We start from the raw sequence: 24365 nt of genomic DNA, 5'->3' as shown, positions 1-24365 counted from the left end.
TGGCGGAATTCGGGGCGATCTTGGCCCCGATCACCGCCGATTTTGAAAATTATGTGACTCCCGAAAAGGGATATTCCGAAGCCAGTGCTTGACAGACCGCTCATACAAAGCAATGCTAAGAGTTTCCGATTGGTGAAATTATCTAGCAAGGCAGGGAGCGTTATTACGTTGAGGGTTCGCGTTTTCTATCACGACAAGTGCTTCGATGGAGCCTGCTCGGCATCGCTGTTTTCCCGTTTCCATCGTGAATGTATTGCGCAGGATGCCATTTACGAGTACCACGGGCTGGTACATCGCGCGGGTGCTCTTTTTAACGAATCTGACTTTACCGGTGACGAAAACGCGATTGTCGACTTCAAGTATTCGGCTTCTCCGAACATCACTTGGTGGTTCGATCACCATCTGAGCGCGTTCTTGACGCCGGAGGATCACGAACACTTTTTGGCCTGCCAGCGCGATCCTGGAGGCCAGAAGCGGAAGTTTTTCGATCCCGACTACACGTCCTGCACCAGTTTTATAGCCCATATTGCTTCCACGAAGTTTGGATTCGACACCAAACCGGTGGCGGACCTGATTCATTGGGCGAATATCGTGGATGGGGCTCTTTATGAATCACCACAGTCGGCAGTAGAGATGCCGGCTCCGGCGATGAAGTTGACTCTGATTATCGAATCGACGCAGGATCCAGCTTTCATTCCGCGCCTCATTCCCTTGCTGACCTCGATGCCTCTTGCCGAAATTCTGGAGCAGCCATTCGTGGCCAGCCTGCTGCCGCCGCTTTTGCAGCGTCATCAGGAATCTCTGGCTTTGATTCGTGATCGCTCGGAAGAGAAGAACGGCACGATCTATTTCGATATTACCGACCATCCGTTGGAGGGATACAACAAGTTCATTCCCTACTATCTGCATCCGCAGGCGACCTACTCGATTGGTCTGTCGAAATCCAGCTTCCGTACCAAGGTTGCCGTGGGATCTAATCCCTGGACCAAAGCCGATCCCGAGAAGATGGTGAATCTGGCTTCGATCTGCGAACGCTACGGTGGTGGCGGACACGCCAGAGTGGGAGCCATCAGCTTTCCTCCCGATCAAGAGGGCAGGGCGCGTGAAGCAGCTGCTGAGATCGTCGCCGAATTGCGTGCTCAGGATCCCTTTGCCTAAACAGGTTGCCAGATTCGTTAGTGACATAAGCCCCATCCTGAGATGGGGCTTATGTCTTTCGGGTGTAACTGAACGTCAAATTGCGAAAGCAGAGCCGGAAGGCGGTGCTTATCTCCGCCGGTCCATTGCCGTAACCGTGATCTCTTTGACAAAGGGTGGAGTCAGGATCAGGTAGAACATATCGTGACTGGCGTGATCGTCGTCTCTCCAATCAGAGTAGTAGAGTCGCAAACCTAGGACCGTCTCCGCACAAGGGGTGCGCTCATAGCGCTGTTCAAATTCTCGACGGCGAAACAGCAAGGAAACAATCTCCTTTGTGACTGGGAAGACTCTCAGTTCATTCGGCGGAACCACGAAACCGACTAGTTCGCCAGAGGTGGAGATGTTTTCTTCATCCTTTACCCAGAGTTTGTAGCTGGAGAGGCGCATAGATCGCTCGCCGTCATTCCAGACGTCCACGACATACTCCGGCCAGGTCAGCGTGTCGTAGTGGTAATGCACGCGGGGAGAATCTTTCCGATAGCCGTCAGGTTCATCGCGGCGGTAAGTAATGCTTACGGGTTTGCCATTCGGCTGGGGGACGAGCCAGAAGCGGGGCTTAACCGTCATTCTCATTCGCCACTCTTCCCGCTGAAGTTCAGTTGCTGCTTCAGCCGTAGCTAGCGACCTGCGGGAGACGTGTAAGTAGACCAAGGTGACGGCGGCAGTAACGATCGATCCCGAGAAATTCAGAAGGATTCCAAAGACCTCGGCATGAGCATCTCCCTGCCGTTTCCATACCCAGAAAAAAGCAGTGATAAGAAGGAAATAGCCGAGCAGAAGCGAGCACAGTCCTACCAGAAAACGGACTCTAAGCTGGCTAAGAAGGATCCGTTTCAGTATTCGCTTGCGTCGCGAGTATGTTGCTATGCTCACTGTTTGTTCCTGCACTTCTTTCTGCCACGGATCTTCTTTTTTGTGAATGAGTTCCCGATGGCTTTATCGGCTATGTCTATCGGATCCATTGGAAGAAAGTGGCTTTCCAGGAAGATTAATCGTTTTTCAATGGAATGAGCGAGAAAATCTGGTATCGAGTTTCGATCTCCGCGAAAAGTGGAGTAACTACCACCATATGAGAAGGTCTATCGGACTCCGCCGCTCAGCCAGGTAAGCAGGCCCACCGCGACGAGATGGATTGCTGCAACGCAGAGGAAGGAAAACGCCAGAGAACGGCGCTTGAGGAGGAAATGCATCAGCAGTCCTTCAAGAGGGAACTGCAGGTACATCATCCACTGGGCAAAGGTTTCTCCCGTAGCTTCTGCAAGCCCCAATTCATGCCTCTGTAGCAGTTGCGCAAAAGGGTAGAGCATTCGGAGTGGCCATGGACCGCTCAGTACCAGGATGCTTGCCGTCTTGGCTGTGAACGGGGTGATTGCGATTCCCAGGATGACCGGCCACCAGGACTGGATTCCCTGATGTTTTTTCTTTTTCGACCGAGAAGCCATAGAGCGAGCATAACCGCTGCGGGCAATGCTAATCAGTAACTGCGGTGAGTCCGTGCTCTAGGTGCAATACGGAGGGCTAGGCCAGCTATAGTGGGCAACCGGGATGCCTCAATCTTCCGGCTGCAGTTGAAGGCGATCTTGCGATAACTGGCACTTCCGGACTCTGCTCATGCCTGTTCACTGGTGCTTTCAACCTGAGATGTTGCGTGATTTACTCCCTGCAATCCCAAAATCACGGCGTGGCGCTGCATTGCGGAGAGACAGAACTGAATGTGCTTGTCGAGATCGACTCCGAGTTCCTCGGCTCCCTTGCGAATGTCGTCACGATTCACGCCACGGGCGAAGGCCTTGTCCTTCATCTTTTTCTTCACTCCGGGTACTTCCACATCGTGAATGGATTTTGAGGGTTTCACCAAGGTGCAAGCCGTAAGAAAGCCTGCAAGCTCGTCACAGGCAAACAGTACCTTTGCCAGATGCGTTTCTCGTGGCACGCCGGAGTATTCAGCGTGTCCCAGGATGGCGGTGCGCAATTCTTCCGGCCAGCCTTGTTCGGTGAGCAGACGGATTCCCACAAAGGGATGCTCTTCGGGTGAAGGATGGCGCTCATAGTCGAAATCGTGCAGCAGCGCGGTTGCGGAGTAGAGGTTGATCTTCTCCTCTGCATCTTCGCCTACGAGACCCATTTGCAGAACTTCCTCTTCGCCATACGCAACAACGCAGGCCTCTACGGCCAGAGCGTGTTTCCGCAGGCTGTCTCCCTTGGTCCATTCGGTCAACAACTCCCAGGCTCGTTGGCGGGTACACTCCTGTGTCATCTCAGGGAATCCTCGGTCTTCTTTGGTATTTTTAGGAGGTTCTAGGTTTTTTTCGGATTTTGTACCCGTCTGTCCTTAAATTTTCACTTGACAAAGCAGATACCTTACTAGCAGTCTAGATTACGACTCAACGAGTTGCGAGCTTACAATATTCGCACTTGTTGCGGGGGCCTTGCTCTGGCACTCCGTTACAACCTATGGCAACTACCTTAGCCACCGCTGAGGCGCGTGAAGTACTTCGTTGCGAGCACTGCAATCTCGTGCAGTTTCGCACCGCGAATTCTCTGTGCCGGCGTTGCCGCAAGCCTTTGGACATAGAGGAAACACCCGTAGCTGAACCTCAACTTGTGCAGTCTGCACCTGCTGCAGTCGTACAGGTCGAAGAAGAGGGGCTGCAGGTTTCCCGGGCTGTGCGTGATTTACGGCGTTCCCGTCATCTAAGCCAGCGTCAGCTTGCGACCAGGATGCAGGTGCCGCGCACCTACATCTCCAAGATCGAGAATGGGAAGGCTATTCCAACCCTCTCGTCTTTGGATCGTCTTGCGCATGCACTTGAAGTAGATATCTGCGATTTGCTGCGGGATTCCCGTAGCCGGAGACATGAGGAAGAATCTGCCATTCTTGCCGATCCATTCTTGTCGGAGTTGGCGCCCTATGTTTCGCAGTTGGATGCCTTCCAGCGCTCTGTGTTCCTGAACCAGGTGCGGGATATGGCATTGGGTCGGCGTCGTCCCGCCTAAACATAGGCGGAATAGCGTTTCTACCCAGGCATTGGATCTCTTTTCCTTGCGCGAGCCGAGGCTACCCTCGGCTCGCCTCCGACGCCTCGTTCTGACTGCACATTGCGACGCTTTCTCGCATGTGCTAGGGTCAGAAAGTTGAGGAAGTCGTTTGTCATTCCAACGGACCATTCGCGTCGACCAACTTTCGCCCGAAGAACTGGCTGTCTACCGTCGTCTTAATCCCGGGCGTATACCCGAGCACGTCGCTATCATCATGGACGGCAATGGGCGTTGGGCAGGAAAGCGTTCCTTGAAGCGCTTTTTCGGGCATCAGCAAGGTGCCGAGACGGTTCGTCTGGTGACCGAGACCGCCGCTCGTATCGGTATTCCCTGGCTGACTCTGTACGCATTTTCTTTGGAAAATAATCTACGCAGACCCCGGGCAGAGGTGAACTTCCTCATGCGGCTGCTGCGCTCCTACCTGGAAAACAATGTACGCGTCATGCTGGACAATAATATCCGGCTTCGCTACATCGGCCGGATTGGAGAACTGCCCTCAGAGGTTCAGGAGAAGATGCGTTGGGCGGAAGAGTCCACGGCCCACAATACCGGGACTGTTCTCACGCTGGCGCTCAACTACGGAGCCCGTTCCGAACTGGTCGATGCCTTCCGTGCTCTCTATCAGGAGATGGCCCAGAAGGGTACCTCCATCGATCACATCACCGAGGCCGATATTCATAGGCATCTCTATACCGCGCATATGCCCGATCCAGATCTGCTGATTCGGACATCCGGAGAGATGCGCATCTCCAATTACCTGCTTTGGCAGATCGCCTACACTGAGATTTATGTGACGGATCGGTTATGGCCTGATTTCCGCGGAATTCATCTTCTCGAAGCAATCGAAGACTACCAGCGCCGCGAACGTCGATATGGTGGCCTAGGCCAGAATGCGCAGGCGGAGCCGGTTTCGAAATCGCAGCCTAAGCTTATCGCTCGATAAGCTCGCTATCAGGCACTCATCCGAATACCGAAATGTTCGTGAAGTTTTGTTTAATTTGTCTTTTCGGTGAGTTCGCGCTCAAGAGTTTCCAGGAAGATGTCAAAAGCTGCTGAGCGCCACTTGTCTTTGTGCCAGACGACGTGGGTTGCAATATCAAGTGCCGGTCCTTGCCATTCCAGTGCTACCAGCCGTCTCTCCCGCAGTTCCGATGCCGCAACGATCTTCGGCAGAACTCCTAGTCCCATTCCCAAGGCAACGCATTCTTTTATCGCTTCGGAACTGGTGAATTCTGTGATGCTGGCAGGGTGCAGATTCCTTGTGGCCATGATCTTGTCGAGACGTAGTCGATAGGCGCATCCTGGTTCGGTTAGCAGCAACGTCTGCCCATTCAGATCGTCGGGTGCAATCTTGCGATTTGCACTCAACGGGTGATCCGGGCTGGCAATCACAATCATGTGCTCGGTCAGAAGTCGAACCCATTGCAGACGCGGGTTTTCGATATCGTCCAACATACTAAGGGCCAGATCGATCTTTCCTGTTTCCAGCTGCTCTGTCAGGCGTTCATCCGAGCAGGGGCGAAAGACTAATTCCACTGCCGGATATGCTTCCCGAAAGCTCTTCAGAACCCCTGGCAGCCTGTAGGTCAAGACCGATTCCGAGGTTCCAATGTAGAGCGGCCCTTGCGGAACATCTCCATGGGAGACTGCTTTTCGAGCGGCATTGATGGTTCCGAGGACTTTTTCAGCGTAAGGGCGAAGTCTACGGCCTGCATCCGTTAACAGGACTCTCCGTCCCAGGCGCTCAAAGAGAGGGGTGCCCAGCTCCTGTTCAAGAGATTGAATCTGCGCAGTTACGTTTGACTGGACGCAGTGCGCTCGCTCGGCGGCCCGTGTGAAATTTAGCTCTTCTGCAACAGCAAGAAAAATCTGGAGTTGACGGAATTCCATAGCAATCTCTTATAGAGATTATATCAATCTGAACAATCTATTGGACTGATTTATGTTCTGTGTCCAAGCTAACAATCAGGGCCGATTCGAAGGCATAGAATTTGGAGCGCAAGTTTCGGAGAGCGCAATTCTGCTGCGTCGAACAGGATAGAACCAGCCATCGCGGAAACGGAAATTGATGGCTGTTCAGGAAACCGAGATGTTTCTGTATCACTACCTCCAGCGCTACGCGAGATGTAAATCTTGGGTAGCGCCTCTTTTTCTCGCACTTTTGTTTGCGGCTATTACGCCTTTTGCGAATGGAGCGGATGTATCCAAAAGTGAAGATCAGATTTTGGTCTTCTTTCATCTTCAACATCCCGTGTCTTCGGACTATTGGTCTGAAGTTACACGACAGCTGAAGAAAGAGCTGCCAAAGGATTTTTGGGAGAGAGCCTCATGGGTGCAATTAGGCCCGAAAGAGAGTGCGTCCTACGAAGGTCAACCAACCATACTGGATGTTTCTTTTACAGGCAGGTGTGGTGCGGTAGCTCAAGACAAGAGAGTTGTTCCTGGTCCTTTGGGCTGGGTTCCCAATGTGGATGGAGAGATACAGCCCTTTATTCACATCTCTTGCGAACGGATCGCCGATTCGGTTTCTGTGCTGCTAAATTCTCAGCCTAGGACGGTAGAACGGCAACTTCTGGCTCGCGCGACAGGGCGTGTGATGGCGCATGAGATTTTGCATGTGCTCAAGCAGTCTACGAATCATACGCATTCAGGCGTGCTGAAGTCTGCCTTGGCCCCAGAAGAATTGACGGAGGAGTCTTTTCGATGACAGCAGTCGATATCGCTAGCCCGGCTGAGAATGGCAAGTTGGCTAACAGGTTTTTCTCCACTCTTTCCATCGCGGAAAAAGTTCTGAACACAGTTACAGAAGAACGTGCTGAGCAATCCTGGCGTTCGGGCGGATGGACGCGGAAACAGATTCTAGGCCATCTCTGTGATTCGGCGGTGAACAACCATGTACGGATCGTCAAGGCAGTTCTCGACGGTCATTACGAGGGTCCTGAATACGAGCAGGAGCGATGGGTGAGCCTTCACGGCTATGTTCAACATTCCTGGACGGAGATTCTTGATTTGTGGCGTCTGGAGAATCGTTTGCTAGGACGAGTCCTTGAGAATGCTCCAGCTACGGCTCTGAATGCCCGTGTGAAAATTGGACAGGCAGAGATGAGCCTTGAGGATTGGGTCGGCGACTATCTGGCACATCTCCAACATCACATCGAACAGATTGGGAAGGACAGCCAGGCCTAACACTAAGTGTGAAAGCTAGCTTCTGCCAGCAACGCTAAGGTGAGATCTCGACAAGATTCCACCTTAGCTGCGGACTTAGTCTTATTGGGCCATCCACAACAAAACTTCAAACTACGCTCTCCCTGCACCCTTTCTGCAACATGTTTCCCGACGATCAAAAGCCGAAGTTCCTGGCAATACTGCCTTAGGCTTGCCGGATAGAAAGCTGCTTTTTCCCATCGTTGGCAAATCTATATCTATCCGGAAAATGCTCCAGGTTTGTTGGCTGAGAAAAAATGCACAATGCATGCGTATTTTCACTTCTGTTTCTCCGGGTGGAATTGTGCTGAACTGGAATTCATAGAAATTCCGCTCAGGTTGATGAATGCCATGCTAGATATGCAACAACGAACAGGGGAAATAGGAAGCTTTCAATACTTAGGACGCCTTGTTTGTTCGCTGGAAAAGTTACTTGTTTGTGTCGTTGTTTTGTGCGGCGCTGCTCGTGCACAAAAACAAATAAACGGCAGTCAGGATGCTCTGAAACCTAGCAAGAATCAGACAGGCTACCAGGCAACTTCCCCCGAAGATCTCACTCCATTATTTCGTGACAATGCAACCACGGCATGGCTTTCCTCTCACAGAGTACGATCTTACGGCTGGCTCGACGGCGGTTATAGCTATGCCTCCAGTGGAGATGGACTGTTGGGTGTTGCCCCTTCTCCGACACGCTTCGGTAATGAGTTTTTACTCAATGGCGCCTGGCTGATTGTGGAACGTCCGGCTGATAAAGAGAGCTTATCCTGGGGCTTCCGATCCGATTTTTATGGAGGGTCGGACGCTGCGCTGTTGCGGCCGATGAATAACTTTGGTCCCCAGGGCAAGCACATGGGGACTGATTTTCGCCAGCTCTATCTCTCTGTACATATTCCAGCAAAAAGATCGCTCGATTTACAGCTTGGCCGTCAAAACATGCCTCTTGGCTATGAAACGCTCATGGCTCCATATCGGCCGCTCTATTCGCAAACGTACTTTTGGATTAACTTCCAAGTGGCAGCAACAGCGGCTATCGCAACCTGGCATCCGACCTCGTCGCTGGATGTAACGGGAGGCGTCGTTGCCGGATATAACACGGTTTTTGAGATGCGAGGGCGTGCACCGGATTATATTTCCCGTGTAACTTACCGGCCGAATCATTCTCGAAATTTATCTTTCTTAACGACAGTTTTTACAGGTCCCAGACCTGCTCCGATCGCCGCTGGCCATACCGATTCCTGGCAGACCGTACTCGATACAGAAGCACGCTATAACTGGCATTCGAGAGTGCAGCAGATCGTGCAGTTCGATTCTTCCTGGTCCGCAGCGGATAAGAAAAACAACGGAAATACCTCTGCAACCTATGGAGCCTCGACGATGACTGTCTTTCACCTCGACAAAAAGTTCGACCTCAATGCAAGGGGGGAATGGTTCTACGATAAGCAGGGCGTGCATACCTCTCGACCCGGCTCCTTTGGCGAAGCCACCATCGGTGTTGCGTATAGTCCCTCCCGGTGGCTTACCTTCCGTCCGGAAATACGTGGCGATTTTGCCGGACAACCATCCTTCGGGCCTGTAGGTGCTACATCTTACTCTCGAAATCAACTTACGGTGGCTGGAGACATGATCTTTAAGTTTGCGGCTATCCGATAAGGGGATTGCCCCACTGCATTTCACGATTGTTAGCTAAGGATAAGTTGAATGAACACGTTAGCAGTTCTTGTTGGAGCGTTGTGCTTTTTTATCTTGGGGTATCGATACTATTCGGCATTTATTGCAGCAAAGGTTCTTACTCTCGATGACAAACGCGATACGCCGGCCCACAAATATGCAGATGGACGGAACTATGTCTCTTCTCCTAAGTGGGTTCTCTTTGGACACCACTTTGCAGCAATTGCCGGTGCGGGACCGCTGATCGGGCCAACGCTCGCTGCTCAGTTTGGCTTTGCTCCCGGTTTCTTGTGGATTGTAGCCGGAGCTGTTTTGGGTGGTTGTGTCCACGACTTTACCGTACTGGTTGCTTCAATGCGTCAGAAGGGGCGCTCTTTGGCTGATATTGCAAAAGCCGAAATCGGGCCGGTAGCTGGCTTTATTACGATGCTTGCTGTGCTATCAATTCTGCTGGTGACCTTAGGTGGACTCGGTATTGTAGTTGTTAACTCGCTGTCGAATAGTCCTTGGGGTGTCTTCACAATTGCAATGATTATCCCAATTGCCATGATGATGGGCATTTGGATGTTTAAGGGGCAGGCTGGAAAGATTGTCGTACGAGGGCCATCGATTGCCGGAATCATTCTGCTGCTTATAGCCGTTTTCTTAGGACATGTTGTTGCTCAGTCCTCGTATTCCCATTACCTGGTGTTTTCCGGTCATCAGATTACTCTTATCCTGATGGCTTACGGCATTATTGCTTCGGCATTGCCGGTATGGCTGTTGCTTGAGCCGCGCGATTACTTGGCGACATATGTAAAGCTTGGAACGATTACCTTACTTGTCCTGGGTATCTTTATCGTGCATCCGCAAATGCAGTTTCCTGCTGTAACAGCATATGTTCACGGCGGAGGCCCGATTATTCACGGGAAACTCTTTCCGTTCCTGTTTGTGACGATTGCATGTGGAGCCATTTCAGGCTTTCATTCGTTGATTTCATCGGGAACTACGCCCAAATTACTGGATAAAGAAACTGATGCGCGCTTCATCGGATATGGAGCAATGGCAGCTGAAGCCCTGGTTGCAGTAGTCGCCCTAGTCGCCGCTTGCTCCCTTAATCCTGGTGATTACTATGCAATCAATGTTCCTCCCGCTGTCTTTGCAAAGCTAGGGCTGCACACATCGGATTTGAATACTTTATCGCGAGAAGTTGGGGAGAATCTGGCGGGCAGAACCGGAGGTGGTGTCTCTCTTGCAATCGGTATGGCTCATATCTTTCGTGGCCTGCCGTATATGAGTAAGTTGGTCGGTTACTGGTACCACTACGCAATTATGTTTGAGGCTCTTTTCATCCTTACGACGGTGGATGCTGGAACGCGTGTAGCTCGTTATGTTGTGCAAGAGTTGCTAGGCAAGGTCTATAAGCCATTCGGGAATCCCAATTGGATTCCTGGCTTGATCTGTGCCACGGTCATGGTTGTCGGGTCTTGGGGATATTTGATCTACACGGGATCGATTGCAACAATCTGGCCTCTATTTGGTGCAGGGAATCAGCTTCTCGCCACCGTCGCTTTAGCGATTTGCTCCGTGTACCTCGTTAATCATGGGAAACAGAAATATGTGTGGGTCACATTCATTCCAATGCTATTTGTCGGAATCACAACTTTGGCTGCAGCTATTCAGTCGGTTGTAGAGATTTTCTGGCCGATGACGCAGAAGCCTGAAACAGCTCTACAGGGTTATCTGGATGCAACGCTGATGAGCCTGTTTGTTATAGGCGTGGTCCTGGTAGTAGTAGCCTCTTGCCGTAGATGCTGGGAAACATTGCATGGCGTGCCAGTTCCGTCCGCGTCCGACGAGATGGAACGGCCGGCCGAGAGGCCTGTAAAGATGAGTTGCTGTTAGGACCCTTTGCAGGCCGGTGTGGCTATACTTTCCGCCTTGCTTTCCCTGGAGTCCCTGAAAAGAGCGGAAAGTATATGCCACGATTTGTGAGTTCTACGAGCCCGGAGTGAGCGGTTGCCCTATGCGTGCCTTTTCAGGAGCTTCGACTTCCATTCCCGGTGTTTGCACCTTGAGCTTCAGGTCCGCCAAAGTTTCTTTCTTCGATTCGTGCGGAGACGTAAAGCTCAGTTCGTATTGATTCTGCAAACGTCGGCTCAGGTCCTCGAGGAAGGGAGCCAAGGAGACTGGATTGCCTAAGCCTTCAAAGTAGCTATGCCCGCCTGTAGCCTTTGAGATTCCAGTCAAATAGTTCTGGCCGCCGTCGACTACCCAAGGATTGTGTGCGAATCTTCCTGCTCCACGGTAATAGATGGAGTAAATGATTAGTCCGGCCTTTTGGGCGTCATGGACAGATGCTAAATAATAGGGGTCCTGCGGATCGAAGTAGCTATCTGAATAGGGATTTACGCCATCGGTGATCATGAGGATTTCCCGACGTGCTGCCGGATTCAGGGAGGGCCATTTCTTGGCAACATCGCTGATCACAAAATAAGGACTGGCATTTCCGCCTGGAATACCCTGAGGCATACGTACGCTGTTGGCTGCGGCTTTATGGTCGAGCGTGAAATTCGAGGTCGGTACTGCTCTGCCATTTTGCATGTAGGCGACGCTGACTTCGGTATTTGGCGGCAGCGAAAGAATGAAATCTTTGACATCGCTAAGCTGGCGTCCAAAGCTTCCTGAAGTTGAATCGTCTAGCAGAACCATCAGTTGCAACCTGCTATCACCCGCCCAGTCCCACTGGGTTACCTCAGCAGCTCCGGAAGTGCTGGAGACCCGAATTGCATCTTGCTGTATTTTGGGTGCTACTTCGCGCTTCGCCTTCGGGGTGATTGTCACCACGGTTTGCGCATTTCTCTGGGCTTGCAAAAAAGGTGGTGCCACAAGAGCCAGAGCGAGTCCGGCAACCAAGCCCTGAAAGATTTTTCTGCTCATAAATTTAACCTTCTGTTCCTTAGACGTCCCGGCTATAGAAACGGGTTCCGGATATCGAGTTCTGCCCGCTACCCTAGAGTGGCTTAGACCGTGTATCCTCAGCAAAATGAAGAGAATCCTTACAGCGGCGATTCTGATCCCCCTAGTCCTGTTGCTTGTCTTTAAGGCTCCAACTTGGTTGTTGACCATTGCCACGGGTGTTGTGGCGGAACTTGCAGCCTGGGAATTTCTCTCAATCGCGGATGGGGCGGGTGCTCGCACTCCCCGCATCCTCCTGCTGGTTTCACTGGCGGTCCTTTTCTTTATCAGTTTTCAACAGCCGGACCTGATTGCTCCGGTCCTGAGTGCTCTCAGTTTGTTGATCTTTGTGGTGTGCATCTGGCGGTGTCCTTTGGACCGGGTATTGCCTGATGTAGCATCCTCTGTCTTTTGTTTAATTTACATCGGATTCTCTCTGCTCACTCTTCCTTGGATCGGGGCACAGGCAAATGGCCCCTCGCTCTTAACTTTTCTCTTTTGTGTCGTTTGGATTGGTGATACTGCGGCCCTGTATGTAGGCAAAAGCTATGGCCGCCGCAAGCTGGCACCGGCTGTCAGTCCGAACAAGACCTGGGAGGGCAGCATTGCCTCGGTTGTGGCCAGCATCCTGATTACGCTATTCCTGATTTTCCTTGCCAGCCTTTTTGCAAAGCGGGGTAGCAGCGCATTGGCGTATCCTGGATCTGTATTTCACTGGTTGCTGCTGGCGATTGTGCTGAATGTAGTGGCACAGCTCGGCGATCTTGCGGAGTCGGCTTTAAAGCGTGGTGCAGGGGTAAAAGATTCTGGAACCCTGTTGCCGGGTCATGGTGGGATTTTGGACCGGATCGATGCCTTACTGCTGGCTGCGCCAGTCCTGTGGTACGCTCAGATAGCGCAACAGTATTTCTAAATCACGAGTTCCCAACCGTTTTGAAGCGCATTTCTATTCTCGGATCTACCGGCTCAATAGGCCAAAGCACTCTTTCAATCATCGAAGCTTACCCTGACCGCTTCGCTGTGGCTTCTTTAGCTGCAGGGCACAACATAGATGCTGCTTACGCGCAGTGTCTTCGTTGGCGGCCCCGCGTTGTGTCTCTTGCTACGGAAGAAGGAGCAGAGGAGCTCTCGAAGCGCCTGAAGGCTCAGGGCATTAGCGGTATTGACGTTCTGCATGGAACTGAGGGGACTGTGGCCTGTGCCACTCTTCCCGAGGTCGATTTCGTAGTTTCGGCAATCGTCGGCGTGGCTGGATTGCAGGCTACCTATGCAGCAGTTCTGGCTGGAAAGCCCATCGGCTTGGCGAACAAGGAATGTATGGTTGCGGCCGGCGATATTCTGAATCGCGCCGCTCGCGAGCATAAGGTTCCTTTCCTGCCCATCGATTCGGAGCACAATGCCGTGCACCAATGCATGCGGGTGGGAACAGCTAAAGAAATCAAGCAGATATGGCTGACGGCTTCAGGCGGGCCTTTCCGTAAGCTGCCTCTGGCCGATTTCGAGCACATTACGCCCGAGCAGGCTTTGAAGCATCCGACCTGGGTGATGGGACGGCGTATTACCATCGATTCCGCCACCATGTTGAATAAGGGATTGGAGATTATCGAGGCCTGCAGGCTTTTCGACGTCCCTCCTTCGCGGGTTCAGGTGACCGTTCATCCGCAATCGACGGTGCATTCGCTGGTCGAGTATATCGACGGTTCCATTTTGGCTCAGATTTCCGTAACGGATATGCGTTTGCCGATTCTTTATGCGCTGAGTTATCCGGAAAGGCCGGCGTCGACCCTAACTTTTGATATGAAAGCACTTAGCCATCTGGATTTTGAGCAGCCAGACTTTGAGCGCTTTCCCTGTTTACGGTTAGCCTATGAGGCTGCGGAGCACGGTGGGGCGCATCCCATTGCTTTGAACGCTGCTGACGAGGTTGCCGTGGAGGCCTTTCTCGAAAGACGAATACCGTTTCTCGGTATACCGCGTACAATTGAGAAAGTACTCGAAGCAACTCCCGAAACCCACCCGGCGACGATTGACGAGGTGCTTGCTCTCGATCAACAGGCCCGGCAAACCGCCAGAGAGGTTGTTGTTTCATCCCGCGAGGCTTCCCCCGTTTCCCGATAGGGTGATTAACGGATCGTTCTTGCGGAAAAGGTGTTAGCGTCCAATATGCCCTTCGCCCTAACTGCTTTTGTCTCCATGCTCATCGTGCTTGGCATCATGGTGCTTGTGCACGAGTTCGGTCACTTCATCGTCGCCAAACTCTTTGGTGTACGTGTTGAAGTCTTTTCCATCGGCTTCGGAAAGCGGATATGCGGTTTTCGCCGCGGAGATACCGATTACCGGATTTCGCTGCTTCCCTTTGGTGGTTACGTCAAGATGACGGGAGAGAATCCCGCCGAAGCTACCAGTGGAGATCCTGGAGAGTTTACCTCCCATCCTCGTTGGCAGCGGGTATTGATCGGATTTGCGGGTCCGGCAGCCAATTTCATCCTGGCCTTTGTGCTCATGACTGGCTTCTACATGATGCACAACGAGGTGATGGATTACCTCTCAGATCCGGCTGTGATCGATTTCGTTCCAGCCAATTCTCCGGCAGGCCGTGCAGGTCTTCAACCGGGGGATCTGATTGTTCATTTCGATACGCAAGATAATCCCTCCTGGGAGCAGGTCCGTATCCGTGCCGCTCTGAACTTGAATCAGTCGGTACCCGTCGCGGTGATGCGTAATGGACAGAAGATCTCTACCGATCTGGACATCGTAGACACGACCCGCGGAGAGGACTTTTCAATCGAGAAACTCGGATTGCTGCCACGGGTTCAGGCGACTCCAATTAAGGTCAGCTATGTTGAAGCAGCTATGCCCGCAGGACCAGCTGGAATGCGTGCAGGCGATCTGATGTTGTCGGTCAATGGATTACAGCTGCATTCCGTTCCGTCAGTGATTGCCTTTCTGCAACAGGATGCGGGAAAGCCTCTTCAGATCGCAGTTCAGCGTGGTTCTCAGGTTCTTAATCTGACTCTGAAGCCTCAGGTTTCGGAGAACGGCGGTGGTGGAAAACTCTATCGGATTGGATTTGAGGCTGAGCAGCCTCCTTTCCATGTAGAGCAGATGCCTTTACCTCAGGCCATTCAGCAATCGGTCAGCTTCAACCTTCATAATTCAAGCTTGATTGTTGATGTTCTGCACCGGATGGTAACGCGTCGGATGGCAATGGAGACCCTCTCCGGTCCAGTCGGAATCGCGCGACAGACGGGTTTGGCCGTCAGCATGCCAGGTTGGCAACCGATTATCCAGCTCATGTCGATCATTAGCTTGAACCTCGGTATCTTCAACCTGCTGCCAATACCGATTCTCGATGGCGGTCTGATTCTGTTACTGGCGATTGAAGGTCTGATTCGCCGGGATATCAATCAAGAGTTCAAGGAGCGTATCTATCAGGTGGCATTTGTTGTCCTGGTGCTCTTTGCTGTCTTCGTGATGTTCAACGATGTGGCGAAACTTCCTATCTTCTCGAAGCTGAAGCCATAAGCTGGAATCAATTCAAAAGAAAAGGCGCCCCAGTTCGGGCGCCTTTTCTTTTGAATTGATATGTAAGGGTTTCCTGTAAATAGAGTGTGCAGCTTCCTTTCGTCATTGGCTGGCCTATGTGAAAAATGAACGAGAAAGCTCTTTCCCGATCTTATGTTGTGGACAGGCCAGTTATCGCGGAAATCCGCTATATCATTGAAGAGAAGCGAGATTTAAGAGCCATTTCACAATGTTGGACAAAGAAGACAAACTCTCACAGGAAAGCAAACTACCAGCCTATAAACTCTCAATCTTTCAATATGTGATTGTGGCGGTTCTTCTTGTCCTGTTGGGCCGACTATGGCAGGCGGAAGTCCTTGGTGCTGAAAACTATCGCGAGCTTGCACAGCAGAATCGTGTCCGGAAGCTCCCCATACTTGCACCCCGCGGCCGCCTCTATGATAGAGAAGGGCGTTTACTGGTAGATAGCTATTCTTCGAAAAGCTGTTTTCTGGTCCGAGACTCCGGCCACAATATCGATGCAGATTTGCCGATGATCGCAGCTGGTCTGCACATGTCAGTGGAACAAATCAAGGCAATTCTCGATCACTATCGGTATGCTCCCAAGTATCAGCCCATTCCTCTGAAAACCGATATCACGCAGGACGAAGACGACTTCATCGAAGCGCACAGAAATGAACTCCCGGAGCTGGAGACGATCGATGAACAGCGTCGCCTGTATCCGGCGAATGGTTTTGCCGCCAATCTGATTGGCTACACGGGTGAAGTCAATGACAACATGCTCAACGATCCCCGCTATGCGTACTACGAGCCAGGAGATGTTGTCGGGCAGTCGGGGATTGAGCAGTCCTACGACGCATATCTGCGGGGAACCGACGGATCGCGGGATGTTCAGGTAGACAGTCATGGCCGTGTCGTCGGTAATGTGGGTAGAGAACCGGCAATTCCGGGTAGAGATCTTAAGCTGACAATCGACATCGATATTCAGCGGGCTGCAGAGCTGGCTCTAGGGAATCGACAAGGCGCTATTGTCGCCATGGATCCTCGCACTGGCGAGATATTGGCGCTGGTAAGTCATCCTTCGTTCAATCCAAATGATTTTTCTGTCCATATATCGAGAGACCAGTGGAATAGCTATCTTCAGAACCCCGAACATCCATTGATGAATCATGCGATTCAGGCTCAGGTTGCACCCGGATCGACCTTCAAAATGATCATGTCGGTTGCGGGAATGGAAGAGAATGTAGCTCAAGATCTGCGCGTAAATTGCCAGGGCGGCGCTTCCTTCTACGGGCGCTTCTTTGCTTGCGATGCTCATCATGGCTCGGTAACCATTCAGAACGCGATTCCATTCTCCTGCGATACGTACTACTACACACTTGCCCAGAGACTCGGCATCGGAACCATTTCCAAATGGGCTCATCGCCTGGGCTTGGGGCAGAAGACGGGAATCGATTTGCCGAATGAGGTTTCCGGGGTTGTGCCTTCCGAAGAGTGGAAGCTGAAGAACTACCACGATAAGTGGTTTGCTGGAGAGACAATCTCTGTCGGTATTGGGCAGGGCGCTTTGCAGGTGACTCCGATTCAGCTAGCTCGTGCCATCGGCGGTATTGCTTCTGGAGGTGTCTTCAAGCGGCCGCATCTGGTCAATCTCGATCAGCTTCCGCTTGAGTACCGGCAGGCCACACTCGAGCGCTTTACGGGCAGCGGAGATGCCACTGTTCCAATTTCGCCCTCTACCTGGCAGGTTCTTACAGACGGTATGGCTGCTGTGACTGGTCCGGGAGGAACGGCTTACACCTCTCATTTGGAAGGCATCGATTTCGCAGGGAAGACTGGTACAGCGCAAGTTGTCAGCCATAGTTTCGGTGACAAACAGGTGTCGGCAGATAAGAGTACCCGCGCGAATGCCTGGTTTGTAGGGTTTGCTCCGAGGCGCAATCCTGAGATTGTGGTCGCAGTTTTATGGATGCACGGTGGCTGGGGAAATGGTTCGGCTGTATTGGCCTCTCAGGTCGTGGGCGCTTATGTGAACAAACAGCGCAGCCGGGAACACAACATCCTCAAGCCTGAGACGCAACATACGGCACGCATTCCTGACGAAACAGCTAACCCTAAGGAGCCTAAGAAAGAGGGATAGAACCTTTCTCGAACCAGAAGGCGAAATGATTATCGCCTTCTGGTTCTTCGGATCATTTAGTGCTATGCCTGCCAGATATAGCCGCAATGAGGACATGTTGAGGGTTTCTTGCCTGCTAATAAGGCAAGAAAGCCCACCGGGAAACAGCAGATACAGACCACAATTACCCACGTTGGATAGCCAGCAGTAGGTGCAGGTTGAGTACATTTAGGACAGGAAACGAGCATCAAATTCTCCCTAAGAAAAGTTGAAAAAGCCAATGGATCAGGATTACTCCGCAGGCGATGGCGCCTAATATGCGAGATCCCCGGTGTACAAAGGTGGAAAACTCTATGTGGGTAATGGCAAGTGGGCGTGCGACCAGTTGAAAGACGAAACAAAGTCCAACAGCTAATCCTGCAGGGTTGGCTGTTCTGCTCGCTTGCCAGTGTCCAGTTGCTAGAGCTTTAAGAGAATGGGTAATTCCACAACCAGGACAGGGAATTCCAAAACATACTCGCATCAGGCATACGTGCGGAATCCACTGCATTACGAATACAAAGAGCAGGGCAAATAATGCCGAAAAAAGATAGCCAGCATGAATCTGTTGCGAAGGCTGAAGCGGTAGTTTCTTAATCAGCCAGTTAGGACAAATATATATTTCCATGTCAGGATGTGCTGCAAGACATTGAAACACAAATGGATACATCTCGGAATTAAATTTTTTCCGTGAAGGATACACTTAAGAGAAATGTCTGGTTTTGCTACAACAGTACGAGTTCGTTATGCCGAGACAGACAAGATGGGTGTTGTGTATCACGCAAACTATCTTGTCTGGTTTGAAATTGGCAGGGTGGAATTACTTCGCCATCTCGGATTTGATTACAAGCAAATGGAAATTCAGGATGACTGCCATTTGCCTGTTGTCGACGTGAGCTGTCGATATAAAGCTTCTGCAAAATACGATGACGAAGTTCGAATCGAGACTCGTCCGGTACTGCTTCGTGGTGCGGTTATCCGCTTTGGATATCGGGCTGTCCGCGTCTCCGATGATCTATTACTTGCCGAAGCTCAAAGTACCCATATCCTCTGTGATCACGAGATGAAGAAAAAGACGCTGCCAGAAAAGTATGCAGCAGCCCTTCGCTCTGTGATGTAGCCGTTCACTGTAGTCATTCAACGAATAATAGATAAGAAAAATCCGTGTGGCCCTGTTTTCGCAAGCGAAGTGGGCCACACGGATTTTTGTAGTAGTCGGGTTTAGTCGGTGTTTACTGCGCGACCGGTTCCGTAGATGCTTCTTCTCCGGCATGTTCGCTTTCTTCGGTAATCTTGCGTAGCGAGACGTTTTCGAACTGTGCCCAGATAAGTCCCACCGGAATTACGGACAGGAACGTAATGATCAGCAACATGGCGCCGCAACCCAATGCCGGTTCCCACGCCACACCGAAGAAAGTACGCATCGCCGCGCTAACAATTCCGATTTGGGTAAACCATCCAATAACAGGTAGCTGAAACCCGCTGGCTACCATGCTGGTTGCTTCGATAACCATACCCTGTGAGAGCGTGATATGTGCAAGCTGAGGCGATACAACGAAGGCTCGCATGATGAGAAAGTAAGCCGAGACAATGAGTATCCACATCAGGAGCGAGTTGGCGGTTGCTAATACAACATCGAGAGGTGTGGCCAGAGTATTCAGACCATCACGAAAGGTTCGGATCTTTTCCCCGACAGAGTGGGCAAATTTTGAAGAGAGAGGTGTAAGCAGTCTCTCGGCAAGGCCCGCTACAATTCCGCCGGAAAGGCGCACGACAACTGTAAATACGGCGAGGGCAAAAGTTCCCAGCAAGCCGCTGGTTGCAACCTTTTTAAGGAGTTCTGGATGTGGTAAGTCAGCACGATTAGGTGCGAAGAGCAGAACTGTTGAAAAGATTAGCGCCATTGAGCCAAAGTCGAACATCCGCTCAACGACATAGACTGCCATCTGCGAGCCAATCGGAAGCTTAACGCGCCTGGCTACCAGGTATGGACGAACAAGATCGGCGGCGCGTCCTAGCAGTGCGACTGCTGTGAAGCCAATAACCTGAGTCCCCAGGATCGTCCAAGGTGAAACCTTCTTAACCGGCTTAAGTAAGAGTGCCCAACGATAGGCACGGAAGATATAAGCCAGATAAATGCATCCGATTGCTGCGAGAAAGAGACGCCAATCGGCCTGTGTAATCTGCTCGCGAAAGGTCTTTCCATCGAAGTGGATGTGATGATATGCCCAGACGATCAGAGCGATGAAGATTGAGGTAACGATCAGCCCGAGAATCAGCTGTTTCTTTTTCAAATTTGCACCTTGCTGTTTTTCAAATCCTAATGTTTTTCCCCGTCTTGCGTTTGTGCGGGGGCCAGACTGGCTACATCTGACGGGGCTTTTGCTACAGAAGAAGCAGCAGCTGCTTGTCTGGCTGTAACACGCCGGTTGAATTCCCGGATGACTCGGGCCACATAGGCGCGCGTCTCTCGATAAGGCGGAATGCCATGGTATTTATCAACCGCAGCAGGCCCGGCGTTATATGCAGCCAATGCCAAAGCCAGATTGTCGTGATATCTCACCAGAAGAGAGTCAAGATATGCCGTTCCCCCGTTGATGTTCTGTTCGGGGTGGAACCTGTCTGCTACTCCGAGTTGTTGCGCGGTTGAAGGCATCAGTTGCATTAGCCCGGCTGCCCCGACGCGGCTGGTAGCGCGAGGATTTCCCCCACTTTCAGCTCGTATGACGCTGGCAAGCAGATCGACATCTACATTATGTTTCTGCCCTGCACGGTTGGTGATAGTGGGGATGTCTGTTTGCGCTTTTACTACCGGAACCAGGGGCGCAATCGGGGGCGCCGCAGGCGGCTCAGGCGCTGCTTCAATGGAAGCGATCTCGTCCGCACGAACTTCAACAAAATTGTTAGAGGTTGTGTAGAGCCTTACATGGCTTCCGTTTGCTTCACGGTGGTCACAGATCAGATCGAAGCCATTTGTCAAAGTGATGTGTTCCGCTGCACGGGCCTTTCCGCCAGCCATGATCGCCGCTGTCAGCAGGATTGCTACGTGAACACGCATCACGAAAACTCTACCATTCCTTGCTCTTTGTCTTCAGCAGGAGACAATCTTTCCAGAAGCTCTTCAATGACCACGGCAACGCCATCCTCATCATTCCGAGGGGCCAATTCCCAACCATTGCGGGTACCTAACTCCTGGAGTTCAGGAGGAGCATTTCCCATCAGGACCGGGTGTCCGACCGTTTCCAGCATCTCCAGATCATTGTAGTTATCCCCTATGGCCATAATTGCCTGCAGGGGAAGATTCCGGGTTTCAGCAAGCTTTCTCAGAGCCCAGCCTTTGGAGATTCCGGGGGGTAAGAGATCGAGAATACAGAGATTTCGTTCCGGGTATTCCGTTTTGTGCAGCTCGACTTCCCCGGCAAAGGGGCTTTGTTGAATCAGGTTTTCGGCCTGTTCCATCTCGGCCAAAGAACCGGCAACCATACCCTGGATCGCGGATTCTCCGGAATCAAAGGCTCGTTCCAGAGGCTTTATCTCCAGCAGCTGGGAGCGGTTTGCCTGGACCCAAAGTGATATCCGTGAACTGAGACGGTCAATCGATTCGAGGACCAGTGTTCCAGGACCTTCGCGATCAAAGGTGAAAACAACAGTTCCAAAGCTACGCAGCAGAGCGCATAAGGCACGAGCTGTTTCTGGCCTTAAGGTATTCCGGTTGATGTTCTTGCCGGAGAATGTACTGGTAACCGTGCCGTTGGAAGTGATGATGGCTGTCTCGGAGCTTAATCCGATCTGTTCCAGCACCGGCATGGCATAATTCTGCCGCCGTCCAGTGGCGATAACCACTTCAATTCCAGCAGCTTCTGCCGCCAGCAGGGCAGCACAGTTTCGTTGACTAATGGCAAGTCCGACTCCGGGGAGCAGGGTTCCATCGATATCTACTGCAATCATGCGTACCGCGGAGGGATCCATCTCTCATAGTTTATCGGGCTAGAGCTCGGTATGGGGTAATTCCGTGCCAGTCGGGCAACTTCGTGGTCCAAAATTCACGAAAAATCCCATTCTGCAAACGGGAATGGAATGGTCTTGCCTGGTACTTTGTCTCTGTTAACTAAACCGTAATATTGGCGGTGTGAGTAGTTGCAGCTTGAAGGAGGATTGTCGTGAATCTTGGAAAGTTAATCGAATAATATGTTTATAGAAAAGATAATGGCAAAAGAGTACCATTGTTATTCTAGAGATTCATTTTTTGATTAGCTTTTCGACTTTGGGTGCCATGGAGGAAGAGGGTAAGAAATGGCCCGCATTGCCTGTCTATTTTCAGTAGAAGAGTTCGAGGATATCGAACGTCCTCTTCCTGCCTGGAGCCAAGCTCCCTTTGGTTTGAGCCTGATAGCTGCCTGTCTGGAATCCGCTGGTCATGATGTACGTTGTTGGGTAATCTGTCCGGCGACGCCGCTGGATCGAATTGCGGCAGAAATGGTGAACGATTTTGGCTGCGATATGGTCGCGGCAACAGCGGTTACCACCCAATTCCCGATCATTGCTAAGCAGTGCCAGGCAATCAAGGCTCTCAACCGTGAGGTCAAGATACTGGTGGGCGGTGCCCATCCCAGCTTAAATCCAGAAGATTCAATCGCTTGTGAATCGGTAGATGCAATTTGCCTGGGGGAAGGAGAGACAGCCTCCGTCGCTTATGCGGAGGCTGTCGATCAGGATCTTCAACCCTCCGGTATCCCTGGTTTATGGATCAAGGTCCCTGGGACGGCGGTTCTTGATCGTACTGCTCCGCTTCCGTTTAACGGGGATCTCGACAGTCTTCCTTTGACGAATCCCGATCACTGGGCCCGCTGGGTAAAGAAGGGAGACCGCACCTTCCGTGTGGTCATTGGGCGCGGGTGTCCTTACAGCTGTACATACTGCTCAAATCACGCACTTCGAAAGGTGAGTACCGGGAAATACGTTCGTTACCGCTCTCCCGAAAATGTGATTGCAGAAATTAATCAGCTGGTGGACCGTTTTCCTGAGATCAACCGTCTTTATCTGGAAATCGAGACCATTGGTTCGATTCCTGCTATGGCCATTGCTTTATGTGATCGTCTGGCCGAGTTCAATGCTCAGAGAAAGCAGCCGATTGTGTTTCGCGCCAATCTCGCCGTGACTTCTCGTCTGGTCCAGAAGAGCGACGAACTGCATGCCTTGCTATCGGCTTTTCAGCGGGCGAATTTGACTTGCCTGAATGTGGGGTTGGAGTCGGGATCGGAGCGGATTCGTAAGGAGATCCTGAATCGCCCGGCCTATAGCAATGCCGATCTGATTACCTTCTGCAAAGTCGCAAAGCAATACGGCATCCGGGTGGTTCTGTATGTTTTGATTGGTTCCCCTACGGAGACTGCGGCAGATTTTCTGGAGACTGCAGCTGTTGCAAGGGCCTGCGAGCCGATTGATATCTATGAATCGATCTTCTATCCCTACTCGGGTACAAAGCTTTTCAAGCTATCCGAGGAGATGCATCTTTTCGATCCTATGGAGATAGATACTAAGGCGGAACGTTTACGCCCTCGTTTGCAGCTCGATGGTTTTCCGAAATGGCGGATCTGTTTCGAGTATGTCTTTCTTTCCTGGCGTGTCTTTCATGGCCGGGTCCCCTTTTCGACAATACGGCAGGACATGGTTCAAAAGACGCTACATATGATGCCCGATTTGCGAAATACAGTGAGACGTTTCCGCAGAATGGTTTGGGGCCGTGCCGAGGCAGCCTAGAACTTCAGACCGCTGAAATGCTCTAAAATCGAATTGACTGTGCACTCCGCGGAAAGGGAACGAAGCAAGATCATGCAGCCACAGGACATATGCGTCTGTTGTCATGAAGCTACGGCAGCTTCTCCGGAAAGCGCCTTGTGCTCCCGGTGTTTTTCCGCATTGAAGGAGAAGGCAGATAGTCCTGATCCTTCCGGAAGACCGTCTGCCGAGATCGATCATCGAGGGATTCTGCTTCCTCGCCGTCATCTGCTTGGCGGCATTATTACGCCCAGCTAAGTTTCTCAGCCGAAAAGCTCTGTGCGTTACTTCTTCCTTGAGTACTTAAGGTTCTCGGCATACGGAAGGCGTTTCCGTCCAACCTCATTGCTTTCCCATGATTCCTAGCCATTAAGTGTCTATGGAGGAAGTAGTGGGAACAGCACACGAGGCATCTCCGAAGGGTGTAGGTAGGTTTGTATTGTGGCTATTCGTGGGATTGGTGGTGTTGTTAGTTATCTTGGCCGCCCTTATTTATTCCCAAGGACATAAGTCTGGCATTATGCGAAATAGCCAGATTACTCTCCCTCTGGTGCAACCTACCGGAGTGGTTCCTGCAAAGGTGTAGACCGGAGTTACAAGGCTTACCGGGCTTGCAGCCCAAAAAGTGCGAGAGCTAGAGCATTTTTCGAATTAGTGTAGACTGAGCATGGCGAAACTCAGCGACAAGCAAAGCAATGGCGAAAGCCTACGAAGATGATCTGCGACGTAAGTTCCTAGCAGCCTATGATGATGGGAATGGGACGCTGGAGGAATTGGCAGAGCTATTTGGAGTAAGTGTAGGTTGGGCGAAGAAGGTTTCCAGCCAGCGGAAGCATAGTGGTCAAGCCGAGCGAGT

24 protein-coding genes are annotated in these 24365 nt (G+C 51.6%); 15 read left to right on the top strand and 9 right to left on the bottom strand.

What is annotated here, in order from left to right:
* Positions 1-168 precede the first annotated feature (168 nt).
* Complete coding sequence (locus AC6I7T_RS09745; RefSeq protein WP_497794584.1) at positions 169-1158, top strand: phosphoesterase; 990 nt, start codon at positions 169-171, stop codon at positions 1156-1158.
* Between the two features lie 108 nt (positions 1159-1266).
* On the opposite strand, the gene AC6I7T_RS09740 is transcribed toward AC6I7T_RS09745, so the two are convergent.
* The 3 genes from AC6I7T_RS09740 to AC6I7T_RS09730 all read right to left on the bottom strand — a co-directional run bounded on the left by AC6I7T_RS09740 (position 1267) and on the right by AC6I7T_RS09730 (position 3457).
* Positions 1267-2073, bottom strand: a complete 807-nt coding sequence (locus AC6I7T_RS09740; protein ID WP_497793178.1) for a hypothetical protein — start codon at positions 2071-2073, stop codon at positions 1267-1269.
* Between the two features lie 206 nt (positions 2074-2279).
* Complete coding sequence (locus tag AC6I7T_RS09735) at positions 2280-2642, bottom strand: hypothetical protein (protein WP_497793177.1); 363 nt, start codon at positions 2640-2642, stop codon at positions 2280-2282.
* A gap of 167 nt (positions 2643-2809) precedes the next feature.
* On the bottom strand, positions 2810-3457 hold the full coding sequence (locus tag AC6I7T_RS09730; RefSeq protein WP_497793176.1) for an HAD family hydrolase: 648 nt from the start codon (positions 3455-3457) through the stop codon (positions 2810-2812).
* A gap of 197 nt (positions 3458-3654) precedes the next feature.
* Between AC6I7T_RS09730 and AC6I7T_RS09725 the strand changes: the two genes are divergently transcribed.
* Together AC6I7T_RS09725 and uppS are read left to right on the top strand one after the other, a co-directional pair.
* Positions 3655-4197, top strand: coding sequence for a helix-turn-helix domain-containing protein (locus AC6I7T_RS09725; RefSeq protein ID WP_497793175.1), 543 nt, complete (start codon positions 3655-3657; stop codon positions 4195-4197).
* Positions 4198-4348: 151 nt separating this feature from the next.
* Positions 4349-5182 carry an undecaprenyl pyrophosphate synthase gene (gene uppS / locus AC6I7T_RS09720; RefSeq protein WP_497793174.1) on the top strand — a complete coding sequence of 278 codons (834 nt, stop codon included), beginning with the start codon at positions 4349-4351 and terminating at the stop codon, positions 5180-5182.
* A 50-nt stretch (positions 5183-5232) separates the two neighbouring features.
* Here uppS and AC6I7T_RS09715 read toward each other — a convergent pair whose 3' ends face one another.
* Positions 5233-6129 (bottom strand): LysR family transcriptional regulator, encoded by an 897-nt coding sequence (locus AC6I7T_RS09715; protein ID WP_497793173.1) that lies wholly within the window; start codon positions 6127-6129, stop codon positions 5233-5235.
* Positions 6130-6307: 178 nt separating this feature from the next.
* On the opposite strand from AC6I7T_RS09715, the gene AC6I7T_RS09710 reads away from it, so the two are divergent.
* The 4 genes from AC6I7T_RS09710 (at position 6308) to AC6I7T_RS09695 (ending at position 10995) form a co-directional block, all read left to right on the top strand.
* A complete protein-coding gene (locus AC6I7T_RS09710; RefSeq protein WP_497793172.1) occupies positions 6308-6946 on the top strand; it encodes a hypothetical protein in 639 nt (212 codons plus the stop codon).
* A complete protein-coding gene (locus AC6I7T_RS09705) occupies positions 6943-7425 on the top strand; it encodes a DinB family protein (protein ID WP_497793171.1) in 483 nt (160 codons plus the stop codon). Before AC6I7T_RS09710 ends, AC6I7T_RS09705 begins: the two co-directional genes overlap by 4 nt.
* Positions 7426-7803: 378 nt before the next feature.
* Entirely contained in the window at positions 7804-9093 is a 1290-nt protein-coding gene (locus AC6I7T_RS09700; protein ID WP_497793170.1) for an outer membrane beta-barrel protein, read from the top strand.
* A 48-nt stretch (positions 9094-9141) separates the two neighbouring features.
* Complete coding sequence (locus AC6I7T_RS09695) at positions 9142-10995, top strand: carbon starvation CstA family protein (RefSeq protein WP_497793169.1); 1854 nt, start codon at positions 9142-9144, stop codon at positions 10993-10995.
* A 93-nt stretch (positions 10996-11088) separates the two neighbouring features.
* Here the strand turns inward: AC6I7T_RS09695 and AC6I7T_RS09690 are convergent, their stop codons facing one another.
* On the bottom strand, positions 11089-12030 hold the full coding sequence (locus AC6I7T_RS09690; RefSeq protein ID WP_497793168.1) for a vWA domain-containing protein: 942 nt from the start codon (positions 12028-12030) through the stop codon (positions 11089-11091).
* Between the two features lie 106 nt (positions 12031-12136).
* Between AC6I7T_RS09690 and AC6I7T_RS09685 the strand changes: the two genes are divergently transcribed.
* From AC6I7T_RS09685 to mrdA, 4 genes are all read left to right on the top strand, one after another.
* A complete protein-coding gene (locus AC6I7T_RS09685; protein WP_497793167.1) occupies positions 12137-12961 on the top strand; it encodes a phosphatidate cytidylyltransferase in 825 nt (274 codons plus the stop codon).
* 20 nt (positions 12962-12981) lie between these two features.
* Positions 12982-14166 carry a 1-deoxy-D-xylulose-5-phosphate reductoisomerase gene (locus AC6I7T_RS09680; protein ID WP_497793166.1) on the top strand — a complete coding sequence of 395 codons (1185 nt, stop codon included), beginning with the start codon at positions 12982-12984 and terminating at the stop codon, positions 14164-14166.
* Between the two features lie 45 nt (positions 14167-14211).
* Complete coding sequence (rseP, locus tag AC6I7T_RS09675) at positions 14212-15573, top strand: RIP metalloprotease RseP (RefSeq protein ID WP_497793165.1); 1362 nt, start codon at positions 14212-14214, stop codon at positions 15571-15573.
* Between the two features lie 229 nt (positions 15574-15802).
* Positions 15803-17713, top strand: a complete 1911-nt coding sequence (mrdA, locus tag AC6I7T_RS09670) for a penicillin-binding protein 2 (protein WP_497793164.1) — start codon at positions 15803-15805, stop codon at positions 17711-17713.
* Positions 17714-17939: 226 nt separating this feature from the next.
* Here the strand turns inward: mrdA and AC6I7T_RS09665 are convergent, their stop codons facing one another.
* Entirely contained in the window at positions 17940-18215 is a 276-nt protein-coding gene (locus AC6I7T_RS09665) for a DUF2752 domain-containing protein (RefSeq protein ID WP_497794583.1), read from the bottom strand.
* Between the two features lie 228 nt (positions 18216-18443).
* Between AC6I7T_RS09665 and AC6I7T_RS09660 the strand changes: the two genes are divergently transcribed.
* Positions 18444-18851 carry an acyl-CoA thioesterase gene (locus AC6I7T_RS09660; RefSeq protein ID WP_497793163.1) on the top strand — a complete coding sequence of 136 codons (408 nt, stop codon included), beginning with the start codon at positions 18444-18446 and terminating at the stop codon, positions 18849-18851.
* Positions 18852-18963: 112 nt separating this feature from the next.
* Here AC6I7T_RS09660 and AC6I7T_RS09655 read toward each other — a convergent pair whose 3' ends face one another.
* From AC6I7T_RS09655 to AC6I7T_RS09645, 3 genes are read right to left on the bottom strand one after another with little or no spacing between them, the layout of a single operon-like run.
* Positions 18964-20025, bottom strand: coding sequence for a lysylphosphatidylglycerol synthase transmembrane domain-containing protein (locus AC6I7T_RS09655; protein WP_497793162.1), 1062 nt, complete (start codon positions 20023-20025; stop codon positions 18964-18966).
* Between the two features lie 26 nt (positions 20026-20051).
* Positions 20052-20789, bottom strand: a complete 738-nt coding sequence (locus AC6I7T_RS09650) for a lytic transglycosylase domain-containing protein (RefSeq protein ID WP_497793161.1) — start codon at positions 20787-20789, stop codon at positions 20052-20054.
* Positions 20789-21700 (bottom strand): HAD family hydrolase, encoded by a 912-nt coding sequence (locus tag AC6I7T_RS09645; protein ID WP_497793160.1) that lies wholly within the window; start codon positions 21698-21700, stop codon positions 20789-20791. The genes AC6I7T_RS09650 and AC6I7T_RS09645 overlap by 1 nt, the downstream gene beginning before the upstream one ends.
* A 324-nt stretch (positions 21701-22024) precedes the next feature.
* On the opposite strand from AC6I7T_RS09645, the gene AC6I7T_RS09640 reads away from it, so the two are divergent.
* From AC6I7T_RS09640 to AC6I7T_RS09630, 3 genes are all read left to right on the top strand, one after another.
* A complete protein-coding gene (locus tag AC6I7T_RS09640; RefSeq protein WP_497793159.1) occupies positions 22025-23491 on the top strand; it encodes a B12-binding domain-containing radical SAM protein in 1467 nt (488 codons plus the stop codon).
* Between the two features lie 72 nt (positions 23492-23563).
* Positions 23564-23767, top strand: coding sequence for a hypothetical protein (locus tag AC6I7T_RS09635; RefSeq protein ID WP_497793158.1), 204 nt, complete (start codon positions 23564-23566; stop codon positions 23765-23767).
* A 133-nt stretch (positions 23768-23900) separates the two neighbouring features.
* A complete protein-coding gene (locus tag AC6I7T_RS09630; protein ID WP_497793157.1) occupies positions 23901-24095 on the top strand; it encodes a hypothetical protein in 195 nt (64 codons plus the stop codon).
* The last annotated feature ends 270 nt before the right edge of the window (positions 24096-24365 follow it).

It is taken from the genome of Humiphilus diazotrophicus, from assembly GCF_059726315.1.
Note: the sequence above shows the minus strand (reverse complement) of the source record. Positions and strands in the feature narration are given on the sequence as shown.